The 16,684-nt window shown below is 62.5% G+C and carries 17 protein-coding genes; 4 read left to right on the forward strand and 13 right to left on the reverse strand.

Translation table 11 applies throughout. The features are described from left to right. Window positions 1–9: 9 nt before the first annotated feature. From JL474_RS12590 to JL474_RS12605, 4 genes are all read right to left on the reverse strand, one after another. On the reverse strand, window positions 10–735 hold the full coding sequence (locus JL474_RS12590) for a pseudouridine synthase (protein ID WP_407944058.1): 726 nt from the start codon (window positions 733–735) through the stop codon (window positions 10–12). Between the two features lie 117 nt (window positions 736–852). Then, entirely contained in the window at window positions 853–1,599 is a 747-nt protein-coding gene (locus JL474_RS12595) for a THxN family PEP-CTERM protein (protein WP_123635217.1), read from the reverse strand. 160 nt (window positions 1,600–1,759) lie between these two features. Further along, window positions 1,760–2,305, reverse strand: coding sequence for an ADP compounds hydrolase NudE (nudE, locus tag JL474_RS12600; protein WP_203142320.1), 546 nt, complete (start codon window positions 2,303–2,305; stop codon window positions 1,760–1,762). 4 nt (window positions 2,306–2,309) lie between these two features. After that, window positions 2,310–3,524, reverse strand: coding sequence for a lytic murein transglycosylase (locus tag JL474_RS12605; protein WP_123635218.1), 1,215 nt, complete (start codon window positions 3,522–3,524; stop codon window positions 2,310–2,312). 201 nt (window positions 3,525–3,725) lie between these two features. Between JL474_RS12605 and JL474_RS12610 the strand changes: the two genes are divergently transcribed. After that, a complete protein-coding gene (locus JL474_RS12610) occupies window positions 3,726–4,550 on the forward strand; it encodes a response regulator (protein WP_203142321.1) in 825 nt (274 codons plus the stop codon). Between the two features lie 6 nt (window positions 4,551–4,556). Here the strand turns inward: JL474_RS12610 and phoR are convergent, their stop codons facing one another. From phoR to JL474_RS12635, 5 genes are all read right to left on the reverse strand, one after another. Beyond that, window positions 4,557–5,870: a phosphate regulon sensor histidine kinase PhoR gene (phoR, locus tag JL474_RS12615; protein ID WP_203142322.1), complete on the reverse strand. Its 1,314-nt coding sequence runs from the start codon at window positions 5,868–5,870 to the stop codon at window positions 4,557–4,559. Between the two features lie 67 nt (window positions 5,871–5,937). Continuing rightward, complete coding sequence (gene phoB / locus JL474_RS12620; protein WP_123635149.1) at window positions 5,938–6,630, reverse strand: phosphate regulon transcriptional regulator PhoB; 693 nt, start codon at window positions 6,628–6,630, stop codon at window positions 5,938–5,940. A 201-nt stretch (window positions 6,631–6,831) separates the two neighbouring features. Further along, on the reverse strand, window positions 6,832–7,722 hold the full coding sequence (gene ubiA / locus JL474_RS12625) for a 4-hydroxybenzoate octaprenyltransferase (RefSeq protein WP_203142323.1): 891 nt from the start codon (window positions 7,720–7,722) through the stop codon (window positions 6,832–6,834). Between the two features lie 79 nt (window positions 7,723–7,801). Continuing rightward, a complete protein-coding gene (locus JL474_RS12630; protein ID WP_203142324.1) occupies window positions 7,802–8,353 on the reverse strand; it encodes a chorismate--pyruvate lyase family protein in 552 nt (183 codons plus the stop codon). A gap of 25 nt (window positions 8,354–8,378) precedes the next feature. Beyond that, window positions 8,379–8,936 carry a hypoxanthine-guanine phosphoribosyltransferase gene (locus JL474_RS12635; RefSeq protein ID WP_203142325.1) on the reverse strand — a complete coding sequence of 186 codons (558 nt, stop codon included), beginning with the start codon at window positions 8,934–8,936 and terminating at the stop codon, window positions 8,379–8,381. A gap of 268 nt (window positions 8,937–9,204) precedes the next feature. Here JL474_RS12635 and rd point away from each other — a divergent pair, with 268 nt between their 5' ends. Both rd and JL474_RS12645 read left to right on the forward strand, forming a co-directional pair. After that, window positions 9,205–9,372 carry a rubredoxin gene (gene rd, locus JL474_RS12640; RefSeq protein ID WP_123635153.1) on the forward strand — a complete coding sequence of 56 codons (168 nt, stop codon included), beginning with the start codon at window positions 9,205–9,207 and terminating at the stop codon, window positions 9,370–9,372. A gap of 65 nt (window positions 9,373–9,437) precedes the next feature. Then, window positions 9,438–10,592 carry an FAD-dependent oxidoreductase gene (locus tag JL474_RS12645; protein ID WP_203142326.1) on the forward strand — a complete coding sequence of 385 codons (1,155 nt, stop codon included), beginning with the start codon at window positions 9,438–9,440 and terminating at the stop codon, window positions 10,590–10,592. A 51-nt stretch (window positions 10,593–10,643) separates the two neighbouring features. Here JL474_RS12645 and JL474_RS12650 read toward each other — a convergent pair whose 3' ends face one another. Then, entirely contained in the window at window positions 10,644–11,012 is a 369-nt protein-coding gene (locus tag JL474_RS12650) for a hypothetical protein (RefSeq protein WP_203142327.1), read from the reverse strand. Between the two features lie 145 nt (window positions 11,013–11,157). On the opposite strand from JL474_RS12650, the gene tesB reads away from it, so the two are divergent. After that, entirely contained in the window at window positions 11,158–12,024 is an 867-nt protein-coding gene (gene tesB, locus JL474_RS12655; protein WP_123635156.1) for an acyl-CoA thioesterase II, read from the forward strand. Window positions 12,025–12,055: 31 nt separating this feature from the next. Here tesB and JL474_RS12660 read toward each other — a convergent pair whose 3' ends face one another. The 3 genes from JL474_RS12660 to JL474_RS12670 form a co-directional block, all read right to left on the reverse strand. Continuing rightward, on the reverse strand, window positions 12,056–14,629 hold the full coding sequence (locus JL474_RS12660; protein WP_203142328.1) for an EAL domain-containing protein: 2,574 nt from the start codon (window positions 14,627–14,629) through the stop codon (window positions 12,056–12,058). A 233-nt stretch (window positions 14,630–14,862) separates the two neighbouring features. Then, on the reverse strand, window positions 14,863–15,318 hold the full coding sequence (locus JL474_RS12665) for a flavodoxin (protein ID WP_203142329.1): 456 nt from the start codon (window positions 15,316–15,318) through the stop codon (window positions 14,863–14,865). 61 nt (window positions 15,319–15,379) lie between these two features. Beyond that, entirely contained in the window at window positions 15,380–16,468 is a 1,089-nt protein-coding gene (locus tag JL474_RS12670) for a GGDEF domain-containing protein (RefSeq protein ID WP_123635159.1), read from the reverse strand. Window positions 16,469–16,684 lie beyond the last annotated feature (216 nt).

A 16,684-nucleotide genomic window follows, 5' to 3' on the forward strand; every position in this document is an offset into this window, starting at 1 on the left:
TGTGGTCTGTCAGCCCAGGCTGTCGATTTCGTCCGGAGTCAGTGCGCGGAACTCGCCCGGCGCCAACGCCGGATCCAGATGCACCGCTCCAATGGCTTCCCGGTGAAGGTTGTTCACGTGATTGCCCACGGCGGCCAGCATCCGCTTCACCTGATGATAGCGGCCCTCACGGATCACCAATCGTAATTGCCTCTCCCCCAATACCTCGACCTGCGCCGGCGCCGTCGGCTTGTTTTCGCCCTTGAGCAGGACGCCGGCGCGGAGTTGGGTCAGCATGGCATCCGTGCAGGGCTCCGCCACCTCCATACGGTAGGTCTTGTCGCATTGTGAACGCGGCGACGTGACCCGGTGTGACCACTGGCCGTCGCTGGTGAGCAGGAGCAGGCCGGTGGTGTCCCGGTCCAGGCGACCGGCAATATGCAGGTCGCGGCGCAGCTCTCGCGGCACCAGGTCGAGCACCGTCGAGTGCTCGTCATCGCGGGTGGCGCTAACGACATCGAGCGGTTTATTCAGCATCAGATAACGTTCGCCGGGCAAGGACACCGGTTCGCCGTCGAGGCAGACGACTTCTCGACCGGTAAGTTGCGTGGCGGCTTTTTTGCAGGTCTGTCCATCCACGCTGACGCGCTCGGCCAGAATGAACCGGCGAGTCTCTTTGCGTGAGAGATTCTTGCCTTTGGAAATCAGGTAATCGAGGCGCAAGGTGACAGGGGGCTCTTCAGAAATTTGAGGCATTGTCGCCGGAACACCTCTCAGTGGCAATGTGCCTGGCGAGATCTCATGATCGGACGCCAAGCCATAAAATAAAAAGCCCCGCAGGAGCGGGGCTTTTCTGGCGACCGGGATGTCCGATCAGGCGGCGCGTCGACGTGCGGCGCCCAGAGCCAACAGACCCAGCCCCATCAGACCAAGCGTGCCCGGTTCCGGGACATCGCGGACATTGAGGCTTGCGAGCAGGTTGACTGACGTCTGGCTGTACTCGGACGTTGTCAGCATGGACGAATCGCCCTCAAAACCCAGAATGCTCAGAGAATAGATTTCTGAACCGATCTTGAATTCAGAACTGGTCAGGGCATCGTCAAAAATGATCTGAACGATGTCGTCGACCGGTCCGTCGTGAGTGGTGTAAGACGTATCAATGCCGAAAATGGCCAGGAACTGGCAGAGGCTTCCGCAATGTTCAACCGGCGCATTATTCGGTGTTTCATTATGCAGGAAGGTGAAGGCAAAGGGGCCTTGCGACGTGCTGCCGTCTGCCGTTGAGAAATCGGCGTAGATGTTGAGGTCAACACTGTCGATGGCGCTTTCATTCGAGATCGGGTAGTTGTAATGCGTGAACGTCCCGAGTGAGAACGGCGAGGAATCGTTAATGGTTACGGAAGGCGGAGCGCTTCCCACGAAACCATAGCCGCTTTGCGGATAGCCGTAACCCCAGCGAATCTGATTGCCGGCAGCGTTGTAATGCACGTTTTGTCCGCCCGAATGATTCGACCACTGTCCTGAAACAGAATCCAGGTCAATCGGGAAGGCCCAGGCACCTGACGAAGCCAGGGCGAGAGACAGCGCTGTAGCACCCAAGCATGTTTTTATGAATTTCATAGCGTTATTCCTGTTGTCCATTCCGAAGGAGGTTCGTTCTTTCGAACGTACGGCAGGAGAAGCTATATTTGTGCCAGCTTTAAAAAGTCTTTAAATACATAGAGGTATGTTTAGCGATTTGTCAGGTCTGTATAAAAAACTGACATTTGGCTCGTGGGTATTACAGCCGATGCAAGCTCTCGCGCACCATATACAGCGCCGCAATGACCCGCGCTTCGGTCATGTCCTCGCGCTGCACCAGCGATTCCAGGTCCGACAGTTTCCAGGTCAGCACCTCCAGCGGCTCGGGTTCGTCCCCTTCGAGCCATTCTTCGTAGAGATCCCGTGCAATGACGACGCGAATCTTGTGGCCCATGTAGCCGGGAGACAGGCTCATGTCCTTGAGGTGGGTCAGTGAGCGGGCGCCATAGCCAATCTCTTCGCGCAACTCCCGGTTGGCCGCCTGCCGCCAGTCTTCGCCGTGCTCGTAGGCGCCTTTGGGCAGGGTGAGCTGGTAGTTTTCCAGGCCGGCGCCGTACTCGCGAATCAGTACGACCGTATCGTCATCCAACAGCGGGACGCACATCACGCCCGCCAGAGGTGGCGTGCGCAGTCTCTCGAATTCCCGCTCCTCGCCGTTGCTGAAGCGCAAGTGGACGGACTCGATACCGAACAGGCGGCTGCGGGCGACCAGGCGGGTGTCGAGAATTTCGGGTTTGTCGTCCATAGACTCAACCCGCATCCGGATCGGCGAGTTTGACGTCCAGCGCGTCGAACAGGGTCTTGTCCGGGAAGCCGTCGGCGATCAGGTTCTGGTCTTTCTGGAAGTCCCGGATCGCGCTGCGGGTGGCCGGACCCAGGATGCCGTCCGGTTTGCCGCTGTCGTAGCCGCGGGCACTGAGGGCTTTCTGCAGGGCTTCCACTTCGGCCCTCGACAGGCGCGGCGCATCCTCCGGTGGCGGATTCTGCAGGCCACCGGCGCCGGCGATCCGGTCCGCCAGGTGACCCACCGCCAACGCGTAGTATTCCGACCGGTTCCAGCCCATGATGACGTGGAAGTTGTGGTAGACCAGGAAGGCCGGGCCCTCGTGGCCGGCCGGTACCAGCAGGGCGGCGTTGATGTCGGCTTGGGGTAGGGTGTTGCCGAAGGCATCGGTCACGCCCAGCTTGCGCCACTCGGACAGCGGCTTGCCTCGCTGCAGGCCCGCGAGGCTGTAGTCAAAGTTCTTGGGCAGTCGGACCTCACGGCCCCAGCGGTAGTCGCCGTCCCAGCCCAGGTTTTGCAGGAAATTACCCGCCGACATCATGGCGTCGGGTATGCTGTGCCAGAGGTCCCGCTTGCCGTCCCCGTCAGCGTCCACGGCATAGCGCAGGAAAACCGACGGCATGAATTGCACGTGGCCCATGGCACCGGCCCAGGAGCCTTCCATCTGGTCCGGATCGATGGCGCCTTCGTCGATGATGCGCAGGGCCGAGATCAGCTCACCGGAAAAGTAACGGCTGCGGCGGTGATCGCAGGCCAGGGTCGCCAGGGCGCTGGGGACCGACATCTTGCCGAAATAGGTGCCGAAGTTGGTTTCCAGCCCCCAGAACGCCAGCAGGTAAGGGCCGGGAACGCCCGTCTTGGCGGTCACCCGGTGCAGCAGCTCCGACTGGCTGCGCAGCAGTTCCCGGCCCTTGCTGATACGATCCTCGTTAACCCGGCGGTTGAGGTAGTCGGCGAAGGTGGTGGTGAATTCCGGCTGACGGCGATCCAGCTCGATCACCCGGTCCAACAGGCTGACCTGGTCGAGGACGTTGGCGGTGGTGTCCGGAGAAATGCCTGCCTGCAGGGCCCGGTCCTTGAGGCTGGCGACGCAGTCGCTGAACGGGGTGGTGCCTTCCTCTGTCTGGGCCAGGGCCGGGGACAGGCATCCGGCCAGTAAAAGGCCGCCCAGGGTGCGCATGGCAGGTGTTCGTCTTGTCACAAAAGCGTCCTCTCGCTGCGAGTCCGGGGAAACCGCATGGTAGCCTGTTTTGGGCCGCGGAAAATACCGCCTCCGGCGACCCGGCGTGACAATTTTTTAAGGATCGGGGCCGACCGGGCTCCGGTTGTGGGGGCACTCTGGTCTATAGTTGTCATCAGTTACTGTTGAAGGGGCCGTAGTATGGCGACACTCAAGGCGCTGGTGGTCGATGACGCCAGCTTTGTGCGGGATCTGGTCAAGCGCACCGTCCGCACACGTTTTCCGGTCATCGAGATCACCGAGGCCGCCAATGGCAAGAAGGCGCAGTTCCTGATGACCCGGACGCGGTTCGATCTGGTCCTGTGCGACTGGGAGATGCCGGAAATGTCGGGTCTGGAGTTGCTGCGCTGGGTGCGCCAGCAGGAGAATTACCAGCGCTGTCCGTTCATCATGATCACCAGCCGCGGCGACAAGTCCCATGTCATCGAAGCGGTGCAGGAAGGCGTGTCCGAATACCTCGGCAAGCCATTCAGCCCCGATGGCCTCAGCAAGAAGATCATCAAGGTGATGGGGCGCCGGTTGAAGGACGCCATGACGTCCTCCGGCAAGTCACTGGAAGGCCCCGCTGACGCGTTCAAGGAATCCGCGGCGCTGCTGACCGGTAAGCCCAAGGAAGCGCCCGCCGCTCCTGAACGCACCGTTGCCAGCAAGTCCCGGAGTGTGGCGGCGATCCGCTTTGCGGATTCGGTGCTGCGCTGCGTGGTGAAGGACATCACCCTCACCGAAATCCGGGTCATCGCCAAGCGCGACCAGTCGTTCCCGGGCATCCTCGACCAGGCGGTGGTCGATATGGAAATCAACGAGGGCGAGGTGGCGCGGCTGAACGGCTACGTGCACCAGCTTCAGGCGGTGGAGAAGCGCCAGGACACGGACTTCGTCAGCCTGGTGATCCGCTTCGTCGATGAAGATCCCAAGAAAATGGAAGACCTCTCGCGCTTCATTGCCCGCTTCCGCGCCGGCGGCTGATCGCCGTCAGGCCGTCTCGATCGGCGCCTCGGTGATGCGCTGGCGCGGGAAATGGCAGACGAACTCGCTGCCTTCTCCGGGCTGGCTGTTGATCTCCAGCGATCCGTCGTGGTTCAGCAACACGTGCTTGACGATGGCCAGACCCAGGCCGGTGCCGCCGGTCTGCTGGTGACGGCTGGGATCGGCCCGGTAGAAGCGCTCGGTCAGGCGCGGAATATGGACCGGATCGATGCCGATGCCGCTGTCTTTGACCGACAGGTGCGCCCCTTCCCGATCGGTGTACCAGCGCACCTTGATCGTGCCGCCGGCCGGCGTGTACTTCACCGCATTGAAAATGATATTGGAGAAGGCGCTGCGCAGCTGGTTCTCGTCACCGAACAGGTGATGCCGCTCGCCGATGTCCATTTCGATGATGTGGCCGGCGTCGCCGCTGACGGCTTTGGCGTCGCTGCAGGTCTGGCGGATCAATGCGGCCACGTCGGTCACGCGGTCGTCAATGTGCTGTTCGCCGGTTTCCAGTTTGGCCAGCAGGATCAGGTCGGTGATCAGCGCTTCCATCCGCTCCGCCTGCTGGGACATGGTGGTCAAAGCCCGGCGCCATTTGGCAGGCACTTCGTCGGCGTGGTCCGACAGGGTTTCCAGGTAGCCGCTGATCACCGTCAGCGGGGTGCGCATCTCATGGGAGACGTTGGAGACGAAATCCCGCCGCATCTGTTCCAGCTGAAACAGGCGGGTGACGTCCTTGGCCACGATCAGGCGGTCGTCGTCGCCGAACAGGCTGATCTGGATCTGCAGGTGAATGTGCGGCTTGGCCGGCGAACGCAGCTCCAGCGGGTCGCGGTAGTCCCGCGCATCGAAGTAGGCCTTGAAGGCCGGATTGCGGATCAGGTTGTGGATGGGCTGGCCGCGGTCGGTTTCCCGACGGAAGCCCAGCAGGTATTCGGCGGACCAGTTCCACCATTCCATGGCGCCGTCGGCGTCGGTCATGATAACGCCGTCGCGCATGGCGTTGGTGGATTCCTGCACGCGGTTGATGCGGGTCTGCAGTTGATCCTGACGGCGTTGGTTGGCCCGGTGCATGCGGTGCAGGCCGTCGAAGATCTCGCCCCAGATGCCGATGCTGCCCGGCGCTTCGTCATCCTCGTTCGGGTGGCTGAGCCAGTGGTGGAGGCGGCGCATCTGCACCAGCGTCCAGATCAGGTAGCCGAACAGACCGACCGCCAGGCCGATCAGGGGGTGTCCGAACCAGAGCCCCACCAGCATAATGCCCAGCAGGACACCGATAATCAGGCGCAGATGATGCGACCAGTTGTGCTGCATTGAACGATCCCGTCAGGGCGCCCCAATAAATGGCGGCGCCTGTTTGCGATTCAGTGACGGCAAGCCGTCAGGCGGCGCGGGTGGAAAACCGGTAGCCGGTGCCGCGAACCGTCTGGATCAGGTGATCGTACTTGTCGCCCAGTGCTTTGCGCAATCGGCGGATATGGACGTCAACGGTCCGCTCTTCCACATAGACGTTGCCCCCCCAGACCTGATCCAGCAACTGTGCCCGGGTATAGACCCGTTCCTGATGGGTCATGAAGAACTGCAGCAGCTTGTATTCGGTCGGGCCCATGTCCAGCGCACCGATCGGGGTGGTGACGCGATGGCTGGCCGGGTCCAGGTGCAGGCCGTCCACTTCCACCGGGGTTTCCACGCCGGCCGGCGTCGTGCGTCGCAGCACCGCCTTGAGACGGGCCACCAGCTCCCGCGGGGAGAAGGGTTTGGTAATGTAGTCATCGGCCCCGGATTCCAGGCCCTGGACCTTGTTGTCTTCCTCCACCTTGGCGGTAAGCATGATAATCGGAATTTCCGCCGTGGTTTCATCTTTCTTCAGTCGCCGCGCCAGTTCGATGCCGCTGGTGCCGGGCAGCATCCAGTCGAGCAGGATCAGGTCCGGCTTCTTGTCCACGATTATGGCGTGCGCATCCAGCGCGTCAGCAGCTTCGAGGTAATCGTAATCGGCCATCTCCAGGGCCACGGCGATCATCTCGCGAATCGATGCTTCGTCATCGACGATAAGAACTGTTTTTCCCGTCATGACATCCTACCTTGTCATCACCAGCGGTTATGGAATCGCTGAAACAGGCTGTGCCGGGCTCCTGGACCGCTTGCTGCAGGAGCTGCATGAAGGCGTGCTTGAATTCAGTCTGTTTCCGGAACGGCGGAGCGTCCGTCGCCCCGGTTCCTTTGTTGCTGGCTCATTACAACCTGCCTTTGTTACAAGTATATGACAGACGGGTCAGCGCATCAGGCTGTCGAGGAACAGGCCGGCGAACACGATCGCACCAGCCCAGTTGTTGTTGAGGAAGGCGTGAAAGCAGGGCTCGCGTTCGCGGAAGCGGATCAGGTGCTGCTGGTACAGGAAAAAGACCGCCATGCCCACCAGCCCGAGATAATACAACACGCCCAATTCCGCCTGAGTCCCGACCATGGCCAGGATCAGGATCACCAGGGCCTGCAGGATCCCCACGATCAGGCGGTCCGCGTCGCCGAACAGGATGGCCGTGGATTTGATGCCAATCTTGAGATCGTCATCCCGATCCACCATGGCGTAGAGCGTGTCGTAGGCGACGGTCCAGAGCACGTTGGCGGTAAACAGCAGCCACGCCAGCCGGGTCACTTCATTGGCTTCCGCCGCCCAGGCCATGGGAATGGCCCAGGAAAACGCCGCCCCCAGGAACAGCTGTGGCAGGTGGGTGTAACGTTTCATGAACGGATAGATGAAGGCCAGCACCAGACCGCCGAACGACAGGTACAGCGTCAGCGTGTTGGTAAAGAGCACCACCATCAGGAACGACGCCAGGCACAGCCCCAGGAACAGCAGGACCGCCTCGGCGGGGGCGATCCGGCCCGTGGCCAGCGGCCGCGCCTGGGTCCGCTTCACATGGCCATCCACCTTGCGATCGGCGAAGTCGTTAATGGCGCAGCCGGCTGCCCGCATCATGAACACGCCCAGGCCGAAGACCAGGATATTGCCGATGCCCGGCATACCGCCGTCGGCTGCCAGCCACAGGGCCCAGTACGTCGGCCAGAGCAGCAGCAGGGTGCCGATGGGGCGATCGATCCGCAGCAGTTGCATGTAGGCGATGAGCTTGGATTGCAGGTGGTCGGGCAGGAAATCGAGGGTCATGGCGGCTCGGCTTGTCGGCGTAAAAATGGGCGTCCGCCTGATTATAGCGAGGGGATGCATCGGGTTTGAAGCGCGTCGCTCAACCTGTGTTCTGGCTGGAAACGTCCTGAAGCAAGCGGGGCAGGAAATATTCGCCGACCAGCAGGGCGTCGTGGTCGCGGTGGAAGCGGGAGCGGCGTCCCACCGTCGGCTGGCCGGGTCCCTGGTTCTGGGTCAGGCCGATCTGGAACGGGCCCCGATGCCAGCGCCGCTGGCTGAACAGGAATGCGCCCAGTGGGCGGCCGCCCAGGTGGCGCAGGCATCGACCGCGGCCCCGGAGGGTTGCCAGCGGAATGACTGTGCGGGCCATGACCCAGGGCTGACCGTCGCCGCACAGCTGGACTTCGCGAATCCAGGCCAGCTGGCGAAGCGGAATGTGGAGGGTTTGGGCTTCTTCCAGGGTCGGCCGCGCGAAGCCCTCGCGCAGGACGTCAACGTGAAAGCGCTCACGGCAGCGCAGCTGCAGGGCGCGAGTCAGCGATCCCTCCAGCTCCAGCCAGTACAGCGCGTCAGCCACCGGCTGGGGCCGGACCAGCTGGGCGGCCGCCACGCCAGGGTACCAGCGGGCGGCCGGGACGCGGGGCAGTATCATGTCGTAAGACGGCCGGGTCGAGATATCAAAGCCCCTTGACGGCATAGATGCCGGGAGCGTTGCGCCAGTAACCCTTGTAGTCCATGCCGTAGCCGAACAGGAAACGGTCTTCGACGTCCAGGCCGGTGAAATCGGCCTTCAGGCCCGGTTTGGCTTTGCGGTCGTGCTGTTTGTCCACCAGCACTGCGGTCAGCACGTCGGCGGCGCCCTGGGCCTTGCAGTAGTCGGCAATGGCGTTGAGCGTGGTGCCTTCATCCAGGATGTCGTCGACGATCAACACCGTGCGCCCGTGCATGTCCACGTCCGGGCGCAGCTTCCATTCCAGGATGCCGCCGGTGGTCTCCTGACGGTAGCGGGTGGCGTGCAAGTACTCGGCCTGCAGCGGGAAGCACAGACGGGTCAGCAACTGGCCGGTCAGGATCAGCCCGCCGTTCATGACGCAGAACAGCAGCGGATCGCGGTCTTTGAGGGTGTCGGTGATGGCGGCGGCCATCCGGTCGATCGCGGCCTGGACCTCCGGCTCGGTGCAGAGGCAGTCGGCCTCGTCAAAGACCTGTTGCAGCTCGTCGTGGGAATCAGTCATACCGTGCAAATCCTGTATCGGGGGGAGGCGCCGCCGGCGTCTCCCCAAAAGCACGCCATTATACCGGAGCGAGCCGCGTCGGGGGAGGCCTGTCTCGTGTCCGGTGCTGGCCGCTGTGGAGAATCCCTTGTCCCCCTTGGCATTGGTCATCGCGTGGACAACGGGTATCATGTCGGGCCCAATGATTGACCGCTGATCCGGCATGCAGGGCATGTGGGATTGTAGACCAAATAGAAGTCCCGACCGTCCGGGAACTGGAGGAAAGACGATGAAAAAGTGGCAGTGCGTTGTCTGTGGCTGGATTTACGATGAAGCCGAGGGCTGGCCGGAAGACGGCATTGAGCCGGGAACCGCCTGGGAAGATGTTCCCGAGGACTGGGTCTGCCCCGACTGCGGCGTGGGCAAAGAAGACTTCGAGATGATTGAAATCGGCTGAGATCGGCCAGCCCGATCCCGCCGACCGGCGCGAGCCGTCAACACTTACAAAAGGAGAGCTGTGGCATGAGTCAGAATGCCCCCATCGTCATTATCGGTACCGGCCTGTCCGGTTATTCGCTGGCGCGGGAAATCCGCAAGCAGGACAAGGAAGTGCCCGTCCTGATGATCACCGCCGACGATGGTCACAGCTATTCCAAGCCGATGCTCTCCACGGGGTTTACCAAGGGTAAGACCGCCGACGAACTGGCCCAGTCCGATGCCGCCGGCATGACCGAACAGCTCAATATCGAGCTGCGCACCCACACCACGGTGACCGGCATCGACGCGGTCAACCAATGCGTCCTTATCGGCGACGAGCGACTGCCTTACAGCAAGCTGGTGCTGGCCTGGGGTGCGGACGTCATCCGCATTCCGCTGGACGGCGACGGTCAGGAATTCGTCTATTCCATTAATGACCTGATGGATTATCGGGCCTTCCGCAACACGCTGGAAGGTCAGTCCCGGGTCGCCATCATGGGTGCCGGCCTGATTGGTTGTGAGTTCGCCAACGACCTGCGCAATGGCGGCTACGACGTGGACGTGATTGCGCCATCCGATACCGCCATGCCGGGCCTGGTGCCGCCGGTGGCCGGTAATGCCGTGGTCAGGGCGTTGACGGAAGAGGGCGTGCGCTTCCATCTGGAAACGGTGGTCGAGCACATCGCCCATCAGGGCGACGGCGTTCGCCTGACCCTGGCCAATGGTGAGACCGTGGACGCTGACCGGGTGATTTCCGCGGTCGGCCTGCGTCCTCGGGTGGAACTGGCCGAAGCCGCCGGGCTGGCCGTGGGTCGGGGGATTCAGGTCAACCGCCAGCTGCAGACCAGTGCCGACAACATCTACGCGCTGGGCGATTGCGCCGAGGTGGATGGCCACGTCCTGCTGTACGTGCTGCCGCTGATGGCCTGCTCCCGCGCTCTGGCCAAGACCCTGACCGGTACGCCCACGGATGTGGCCTACGGCGTGATGCCGGTGATGGTGAAAACCCCCTGTTGCCCCACGGCGGTCTGCCCACCCGCGCCGGAAGCCCAGGGGGAGTGGGAAATCGAGCAGGACGGCAACAACGTGCGAGCCCTGTTCAAGGATGCCGACGGCAACGTACTGGGCTTCGCCGTGACTGGCGATTACGCGCTGGAAAAGCAGGCGTTGTCCAAACAGGTTCCGCCGATTCACGGCTGAGCGGCAACCCCGCCCTGCGGCGCCCTCGGGCGCCTTGCAGGCCCTCCGCGCTTAAAAACGGTAGCGCAGCCCCATCTCCAGCCGATAATCCAGTCCCCGCAACGATTCGGGGAGGCTGTCCAGCAGCGCCGAGTCGTGAGCGCCGTTCAGTCGTGACTGATCCTGCGACTGCTGGTTGATCCGCACGGCTTCCCGCCGATCGACAAACGCATCCGGCCGCCCGGTCGTCACCTGGGGGTTGATCAGCGACCAGCCCCGGTCGTCGTCCTGTTGCTGTGGCGAGGCCAGCAGAGGCGGCGGCTTGTCTAGCGTGCCGGCGTTGTCAGAATCCGGCGGAATCGGATCGATGACGTGTCCGGGGGTATCATCACGGTAATGCCAGTCGAGGGGATCGGCGAATCCGGAAAGGCAGAAACCCAAAAGCGCGATCCCGAACCCAAACTGCTTTAAACTGGGCGCAGGGCACCGGCTGGATGCGGCTGACTGTCCGCGCCGGCCATTGCTTTGGTCGGTCCGCTGAGGTAGAAAAAGCGCCCTTCGAGAGAATGAATCAACAGGAGCAGGCATGCTGGACGTCACACGCAAACTGGTCGAATTGCTGGATCTGGCCCCCATCGGTGATGATCACTTCCAGGGCGAGAGCGAAGATCTGGGGTTCCCCGCCGTGTTTGGCGGCCAGGTGCTGGGGCAGGCCCTGATGGCGGCCAGCCGTACGATTGAGGATCGGGCGGCGCATTCGCTGCATGCCTATTTCCTGCGTCCGGGTCATCCGGAGTTGCCGATAGATTACGAAGTCCAGCGGGTGCGCGATGGCGGTACCTTCTCGGTACGCCGGGTGATCGCCCGCCAGGCCGGCAAGGAGATCCTCACCGGGTCCATGTCCTTCCAGGTGGAGGAATCCGGCTTTGATCACCAGGATACCATGCCCTACGCACCCGGCTTCGATACGCTCAAATCAGAGCACACCCTGTCCCTGATGATGAAGCAGTATATTCCCGAACACCTGCGGGACAAGCTGACCCGGGAACGCCCCATCGAAATCCGCCCGGTGGCACCGGTCAACCCGCTCAAACCGGAGCCGCGGCCGCCCCACAAGCAGGCCTGGTTCCGCGCCCAGGGCGATCTGCCGGACGATCCGGTGCTGCATCGCTGCCTGCTGGCCTACTCTTCGGATTTTGGTTTGTTGGGCACGTCTCTCAACCCCCACGGCGTGAATTTCATGAATCGCGGGATGCAGGTGGCCAGCCTGGACCACGCCCTCTGGTTCCACCGGGATTTCCGCATCGACGACTGGCTGCTGTACGACACCGACAGCCCCAGCGCCTCCGGCGGCCGCGGCTTCAACCGGGGCAATATCTTCAACCGGGACGGCGTGCTCGTGGCCTCCACGGCGCAGGAAGCGCTGATCCGTCAACGTCGGGACAAGAAGTAGCGCTCGCCCCATACCTCGGGTCTGGCACCTGTCAGGCCCGCCGCTGCTCCCGGCCGTTCTGGCCGGCCAGCCACAGCAGTATCTCCTCCATCGGCTGGGGCGGTGTCAGGTGAAAGCCCTGGATCATGTCGCAGTCCATGCCGGCCAGCAGTTCGGCGGTTTCCAGATCCTCCACGCCTTCCGCCACCACCTTGTAGCCCAGGTCATGACACATGTTGATGGTGGTCTGCACGATCACCCGGTCTTCCGCCTGGAACGTCAGGTCGGTGATCAGTGAGCGGTCAATCTTGATCTCGCTGGCGGGCAGGCGCTTGATGTAGGACAGGGACGAGTAGCCCGATCCGAAATCGTCGATCGACAGCGGGATGCCGGTGTAGTCGAGCGAGCGCAGGGCGCGCAGGGAGTTGGCCGGATCCAGCATCATCGAGGTTTCGGTGACCTCCAGGATGATCTTGCCGGCGTGCTGCGGATAACTGGTCATCAGGCGCTGGACGAACAGTGGAAATTCTTGCTCCCGCAGGTTGTTGGGCGAAATGTTGACCGACACGCTCAGGTGCGGATGGCCGGCCGCCACGAGTTCGTTCCGGGCCACCATGGCCTTTTCCAGCACCCAGCGGGTGAGCGGTTTGATCAGGCCGGTCTGCTCCGCCACGGCAATAATCTGGTCCGCCGGCGTCGGAATCTTGCGACCGGGCCAGCGGATCAGCGCTTCCACCCCGACGATGCTTTGGTCTGTCAGGGATTGCTTGGGCTGGAAAAACAGCGCCAGCTCATCCTTGCGAAGGGCGTCCCGCAGGCTGGACGCCAACGTCAGGCGGTCCGCGCTGTAGGAGTCCTGGTTGGGATGGTAATAGGCCAGGCCCCGGTCCCGGGCGTCATCGCTTTCCTGGGCGACGTAGGCCTTGCGGATGAGCGTGTTGGTGTCCGTGCCGTGTTCGGGATAGACGGCCACACCAGTGCGCGGTTCCAGCGGCAGCTGCATCCCCAGGTAGTCGATGGGCGCGCGGATGGCCTCCAGGCACTCGATGATCCGGCGCGGCTGGCGTCGGGCCTCGTCGGCGTCGACGATAAAGCCGAAGGCGGTGGATTCCAGTGATGCAGCGTGGAAGCAGCGGTTTTCGTCCCGCTCGATTGGGTGGACGCCAGGCAGGTCGCGGAAAATGCCGTTGAAACGCCGCGCCGCCAGTTCCAGCACCCGGTCCGCATTCTGATGGCCGAGGGTGCGGGTGATGGTGTCGAGATTGTTCAGCTGCACGATGCCCACCGCGTGGCGCTGGCCGCTTTCCCGGGTCAGCAGGTCCTGCAGCTGCAGTTCAAACGAGCTGCGGTTGGGCAGGCCGGTCAACGGGTTGTGCAGGGCCTGCTCCATCATGCGCAGTTCCGCCTTGCGCCGGGCCGCGAGGGCCCGCAGCTGTGATTCGCGGGCGTCCACCTTGTCTTCCCGCTCCTGGTAGAGCCGGGCGGCCAGGGCAATGGTCAGCAGCAGGGCTTCCAGCGCCGAGCCGATCTCCATGCCGAATTCCGTGATGAAGTTGGTGGGCACCCAGCCGTACTTGTTGGCGGCGGTCATGGCGCTGCCCAGCGTGAGCATGCCCCAGGCGATGGTGTAGAGCTTGGCCTGGCGGTTGCCGCGGAACCACTCCCACGGGCCGATGAACGTCAGCAGCAGGCAGCTGGGGATGGCCAGGGCCACCGACAGGCGCATGGACGTGTTGTACGTCAGCAGGAAGCTGCCCAGGATCGCCAGCAGGTTGATGATGATCCCGGCGCGTACCACCCGGTCCAGCTTCGGGCTGCGGCTGTGCAGCTCCAGGAACGAGCGCGCAAACAGCAGTGAGAACAATACGGCGATGGGCACCGACATCATCATCGACTGGTTCTGCAGCCAGGGATTGTCGGGCCACAGTACGGGGTAGGTGGCGCCGCGCAGGGACGACAACAGGAACAGGTAACCGAAGGTGGACAGCGCGTAGTAGAGGTAAGTGGCCTCGCGCATGGCCAGGAAAACGAACAGGTTGAAGAAGATGACGGTAATCAGGATGCCGTAGTAGATGGCGTGGGCCTGGTCGACTTCCGAAATGTAGTTGAAGAAGGCGTCCCGCTTCCAGATGGAAATGGGCACCTGCAGCGCACCGCTGGTCTGGACCCGGACCAGGAACTGGTAGTCGTGCCCGGGCTCGACGGTGTAGTGATACAGGAAGTGCGGGTGCTGCAACTGGCGGCTCGACATGGGTAGCCAGTCACCGGTTTCCAGTTCGCCGACCGGCTTGCCGTCGCGCATCAGGTAGATGTGAACCGAATCGAGCTGCGGGTAGCCGATCTCCAGGATCTGGTGACGGGTGTCGCCCGTCGTGGGCACCGGGAACCGGAACCAGGCGATGTCCTGGATATAGCCAAAATTGGGCGTCTCCCCGGCCGGCAGCGATTGCCACGGGGTAAGGGCGTTGATTTGCGCCGGATCCCGGATGCTCGGCTGGTCGTCCGCAAACAGGAGGTAGTCGATGGCAGGCTCGACATGGCCATCGTGGGCAAAGTCGGCGCGTGCATCGGGCACAACGATAATCGCAACGCCCAACAGGGCGTAAAGCAGAACGGTTCGAAGCACGGGTATGGATCTTTGTTGTGGTTGTTGTGCTGGGGTTGATCGCCGTAAGGCGTTCCCCGGGCCCCGTATAGGCCTCAGATTAACGCGTCCGTCCTGACGCTTTGTCAGCAGGGTGTCTGGTGCCACTGCTTTCCACCTTGACCAGTATGGTCAGGTTTACAGATCGTCTCAAGTGAAATGACGTGGTGTTCAGTGACCGGGTCTGTCCGCCGGCCCGGAATGGGAAGCCGGTCTCAGATCGCATCGACCTGACGAGCCCATTCCTGTGCCCAGGGCAGGGCTTCGACGTCCGGCTCGACCGTTTCCAGGGCGTCGATACGCAGGGTGTCCCCCACCTTGCGGCAGGCAATTTCGTAGAGGGCCTCCTCCATCAGCTCGCCGGCGCCGCAGAAGGTATCGCCGTAGGAGCTGTCGCCCAGCACGATCACGCCGAACGGCCGGCCCGGCTGCATGGGAAGGGTGTCGCGCAGATGCGCGTAGAACGGCAGAAGCGAGGCGGGGAGCTCCCCCTGACCGGTGGTGGAGGTGCACACCAGCAGGGCGTCATCGCTGCTGGTCAGGTCATCCAGGGTGGGCTGTTCCAGTACGGTGACCTGGTGTCCGGCGGCGTTGAGATTCGTGCGGATGGCGCGGGCCGTCATCAGGGCGCCGCCGAAAACACTGCCGACCAGGATGCGAATCTGGGCCATGGATGAGGTGCCTCGCGTTGCTGTGTTGGGGGCGCCATGGTAGCGGCTGCCCCGGGTGGGCTCAAGACGAGGTCGGCGAGCGGGTCGACGGCGTACGCACCCGGGGGGAGATACGGTTGCGGCCGGATTCCTTGGCGTCGTAGAGGTTCTTGTCGGCCTGGCGCAGCAGGTGGTCGATGGAATCGCTCTGGCTGATCGAGCAGACGCCGGCGCTGATAGTGACCGGCAGGCGCTTGGATTTATAGACAAACCCGTATTGCTCCACTTCATGGCGCAGACGCTCGCTCAGGGTCAATGCCTGCAACAGGGCAGTGTCCGGCAGCAGGATCAGGAATTCCTCTCCGCCCCAGCGTGACGGACGGTCGCTTTGCCGGCAGAGATTCTGCATCAGATCGGCGAAGGCCTGCAGGACGTAGTCGCCGGCCTCATGGCCGTAGGTGTCGTTGATGCGTTTGAAATGGTCGAGATCAATCAGCACCACGGAAAAATGATGTCCCGACCGCTGGTAGCGTGAAAATTCGTTGGCCAGCTGCATCTGCATGTCCCGTCGGTTGGGCAGGCCGGTCAGGGCGTCGGTCCGGGCCGCCTGCTCGTGGCTGGCGGCCAGGCGCATCAGTTCGTTGCGGGCGTTGAGGCGGCTGGTTTCCAGCACGAAGCAGAAGACGGATTCGAACAGCATGGTGGTAAAGAAACGCAGCTGGAAATCCGTCTCGTACTGCGTCAACACGAACGGCAACTGGGGGAACTGGAACACCAGCAGCGTGAAGACCAGGCAGGCCGCCAGGAGGATCGTGCCGATTCGCAGGCTGGTCAGGTAGAACACCAGTGGCGGGAACACATACAGCCACAGTGGTCCGGTATTGCTTTCGCCGCCGGACGCGACCAGGTAAACGAACAGGCCTCCGACGATGAACAGCATGCCGGTCTTGTTTTGGGCCCGGTTGCGGGTCACCCAGTAACTGACCAGGTTGATGACCACCAGTCCGAAAAACAACGCCAACACGATGGCATGGCGGTGATGGCCGGATTCCCAGGACTTCAAGCTGATGCCCGACAGACACACCAATGCGGCCAGCGACAGGCCGGTCAGGACCCGGGAAACCCGGACTTCTTCCTGACCATTGAAGTTCAAGCGCTTGCGTCGATTCATGGCGTCTCTGTTTTATTGTTGTGGCTCTGGAAGTCGGCGTTCGTTGCTGCGGCCTGCGGCGTAGACTCTTGGCACCGGCGATGCGCATTTCGGCGACACGATAAAAAAGTGACACCTAATTCAATTATTGTGCGTCAAAAAAGTTGCCAATAAACAGCTATTTCACGATCTATCCCGTCATGAATTGTAAAATCTGACCTGCCGGTCGAGAGCGTC

This window comes from Marinobacter mangrovi, assembly GCF_016798325.1.
GTDB lineage: Bacteria > Pseudomonadota > Gammaproteobacteria > Pseudomonadales > Oleiphilaceae > Marinobacter_A > Marinobacter_A mangrovi.

Excerpts from the sequence above, each read along its gene's own strand:
- nudE (WP_203142320.1), bottom strand. The coding sequence starts at position 2,305 with ATGGACGACAAACCCGAAATTCTCGACACCCGCCTGGTCGCCCGCAGC.
- rd (WP_123635153.1), top strand. The coding sequence starts at position 9,205 with ATGAAAAAGTGGCAGTGCGTTGTCTGTGGCTGGATTTACGATGAAGCC.
- JL474_RS12590 (WP_407944058.1), bottom strand. The coding sequence starts at position 735 with ATGCCTCAAATTTCTGAAGAGCCCCCTGTCACCTTGCGCCTCGATTAC.
- phoR (WP_203142322.1), bottom strand. The coding sequence starts at position 5,870 with ATGCAGCACAACTGGTCGCATCATCTGCGCCTGATTATCGGTGTCCTG.
- JL474_RS12645 (WP_203142326.1), top strand. The coding sequence starts at position 9,438 with ATGAGTCAGAATGCCCCCATCGTCATTATCGGTACCGGCCTGTCCGGT.
- tesB (WP_123635156.1), top strand. The coding sequence starts at position 11,158 with ATGCTGGACGTCACACGCAAACTGGTCGAATTGCTGGATCTGGCCCCC.
- JL474_RS12665 (WP_203142329.1), bottom strand. The coding sequence starts at position 15,318 with ATGGCCCAGATTCGCATCCTGGTCGGCAGTGTTTTCGGCGGCGCCCTG.
- phoB (WP_123635149.1), bottom strand. The coding sequence starts at position 6,630 with ATGACGGGAAAAACAGTTCTTATCGTCGATGACGAAGCATCGATTCGC.
- JL474_RS12595 (WP_123635217.1), bottom strand. The coding sequence starts at position 1,599 with ATGAAATTCATAAAAACATGCTTGGGTGCTACAGCGCTGTCTCTCGCC.
- JL474_RS12670 (WP_123635159.1), bottom strand. The coding sequence starts at position 16,468 with ATGAATCGACGCAAGCGCTTGAACTTCAATGGTCAGGAAGAAGTCCGG.
- JL474_RS12630 (WP_203142324.1), bottom strand. The coding sequence starts at position 8,353 with ATGATACTGCCCCGCGTCCCGGCCGCCCGCTGGTACCCTGGCGTGGCG.
- JL474_RS12605 (WP_123635218.1), bottom strand. The coding sequence starts at position 3,524 with ATGCGCACCCTGGGCGGCCTTTTACTGGCCGGATGCCTGTCCCCGGCC.
- JL474_RS12610 (WP_203142321.1), top strand. The coding sequence starts at position 3,726 with ATGGCGACACTCAAGGCGCTGGTGGTCGATGACGCCAGCTTTGTGCGG.
- JL474_RS12635 (WP_203142325.1), bottom strand. The coding sequence starts at position 8,936 with ATGACTGATTCCCACGACGAGCTGCAACAGGTCTTTGACGAGGCCGAC.
- ubiA (WP_203142323.1), bottom strand. The coding sequence starts at position 7,722 with ATGACCCTCGATTTCCTGCCCGACCACCTGCAATCCAAGCTCATCGCC.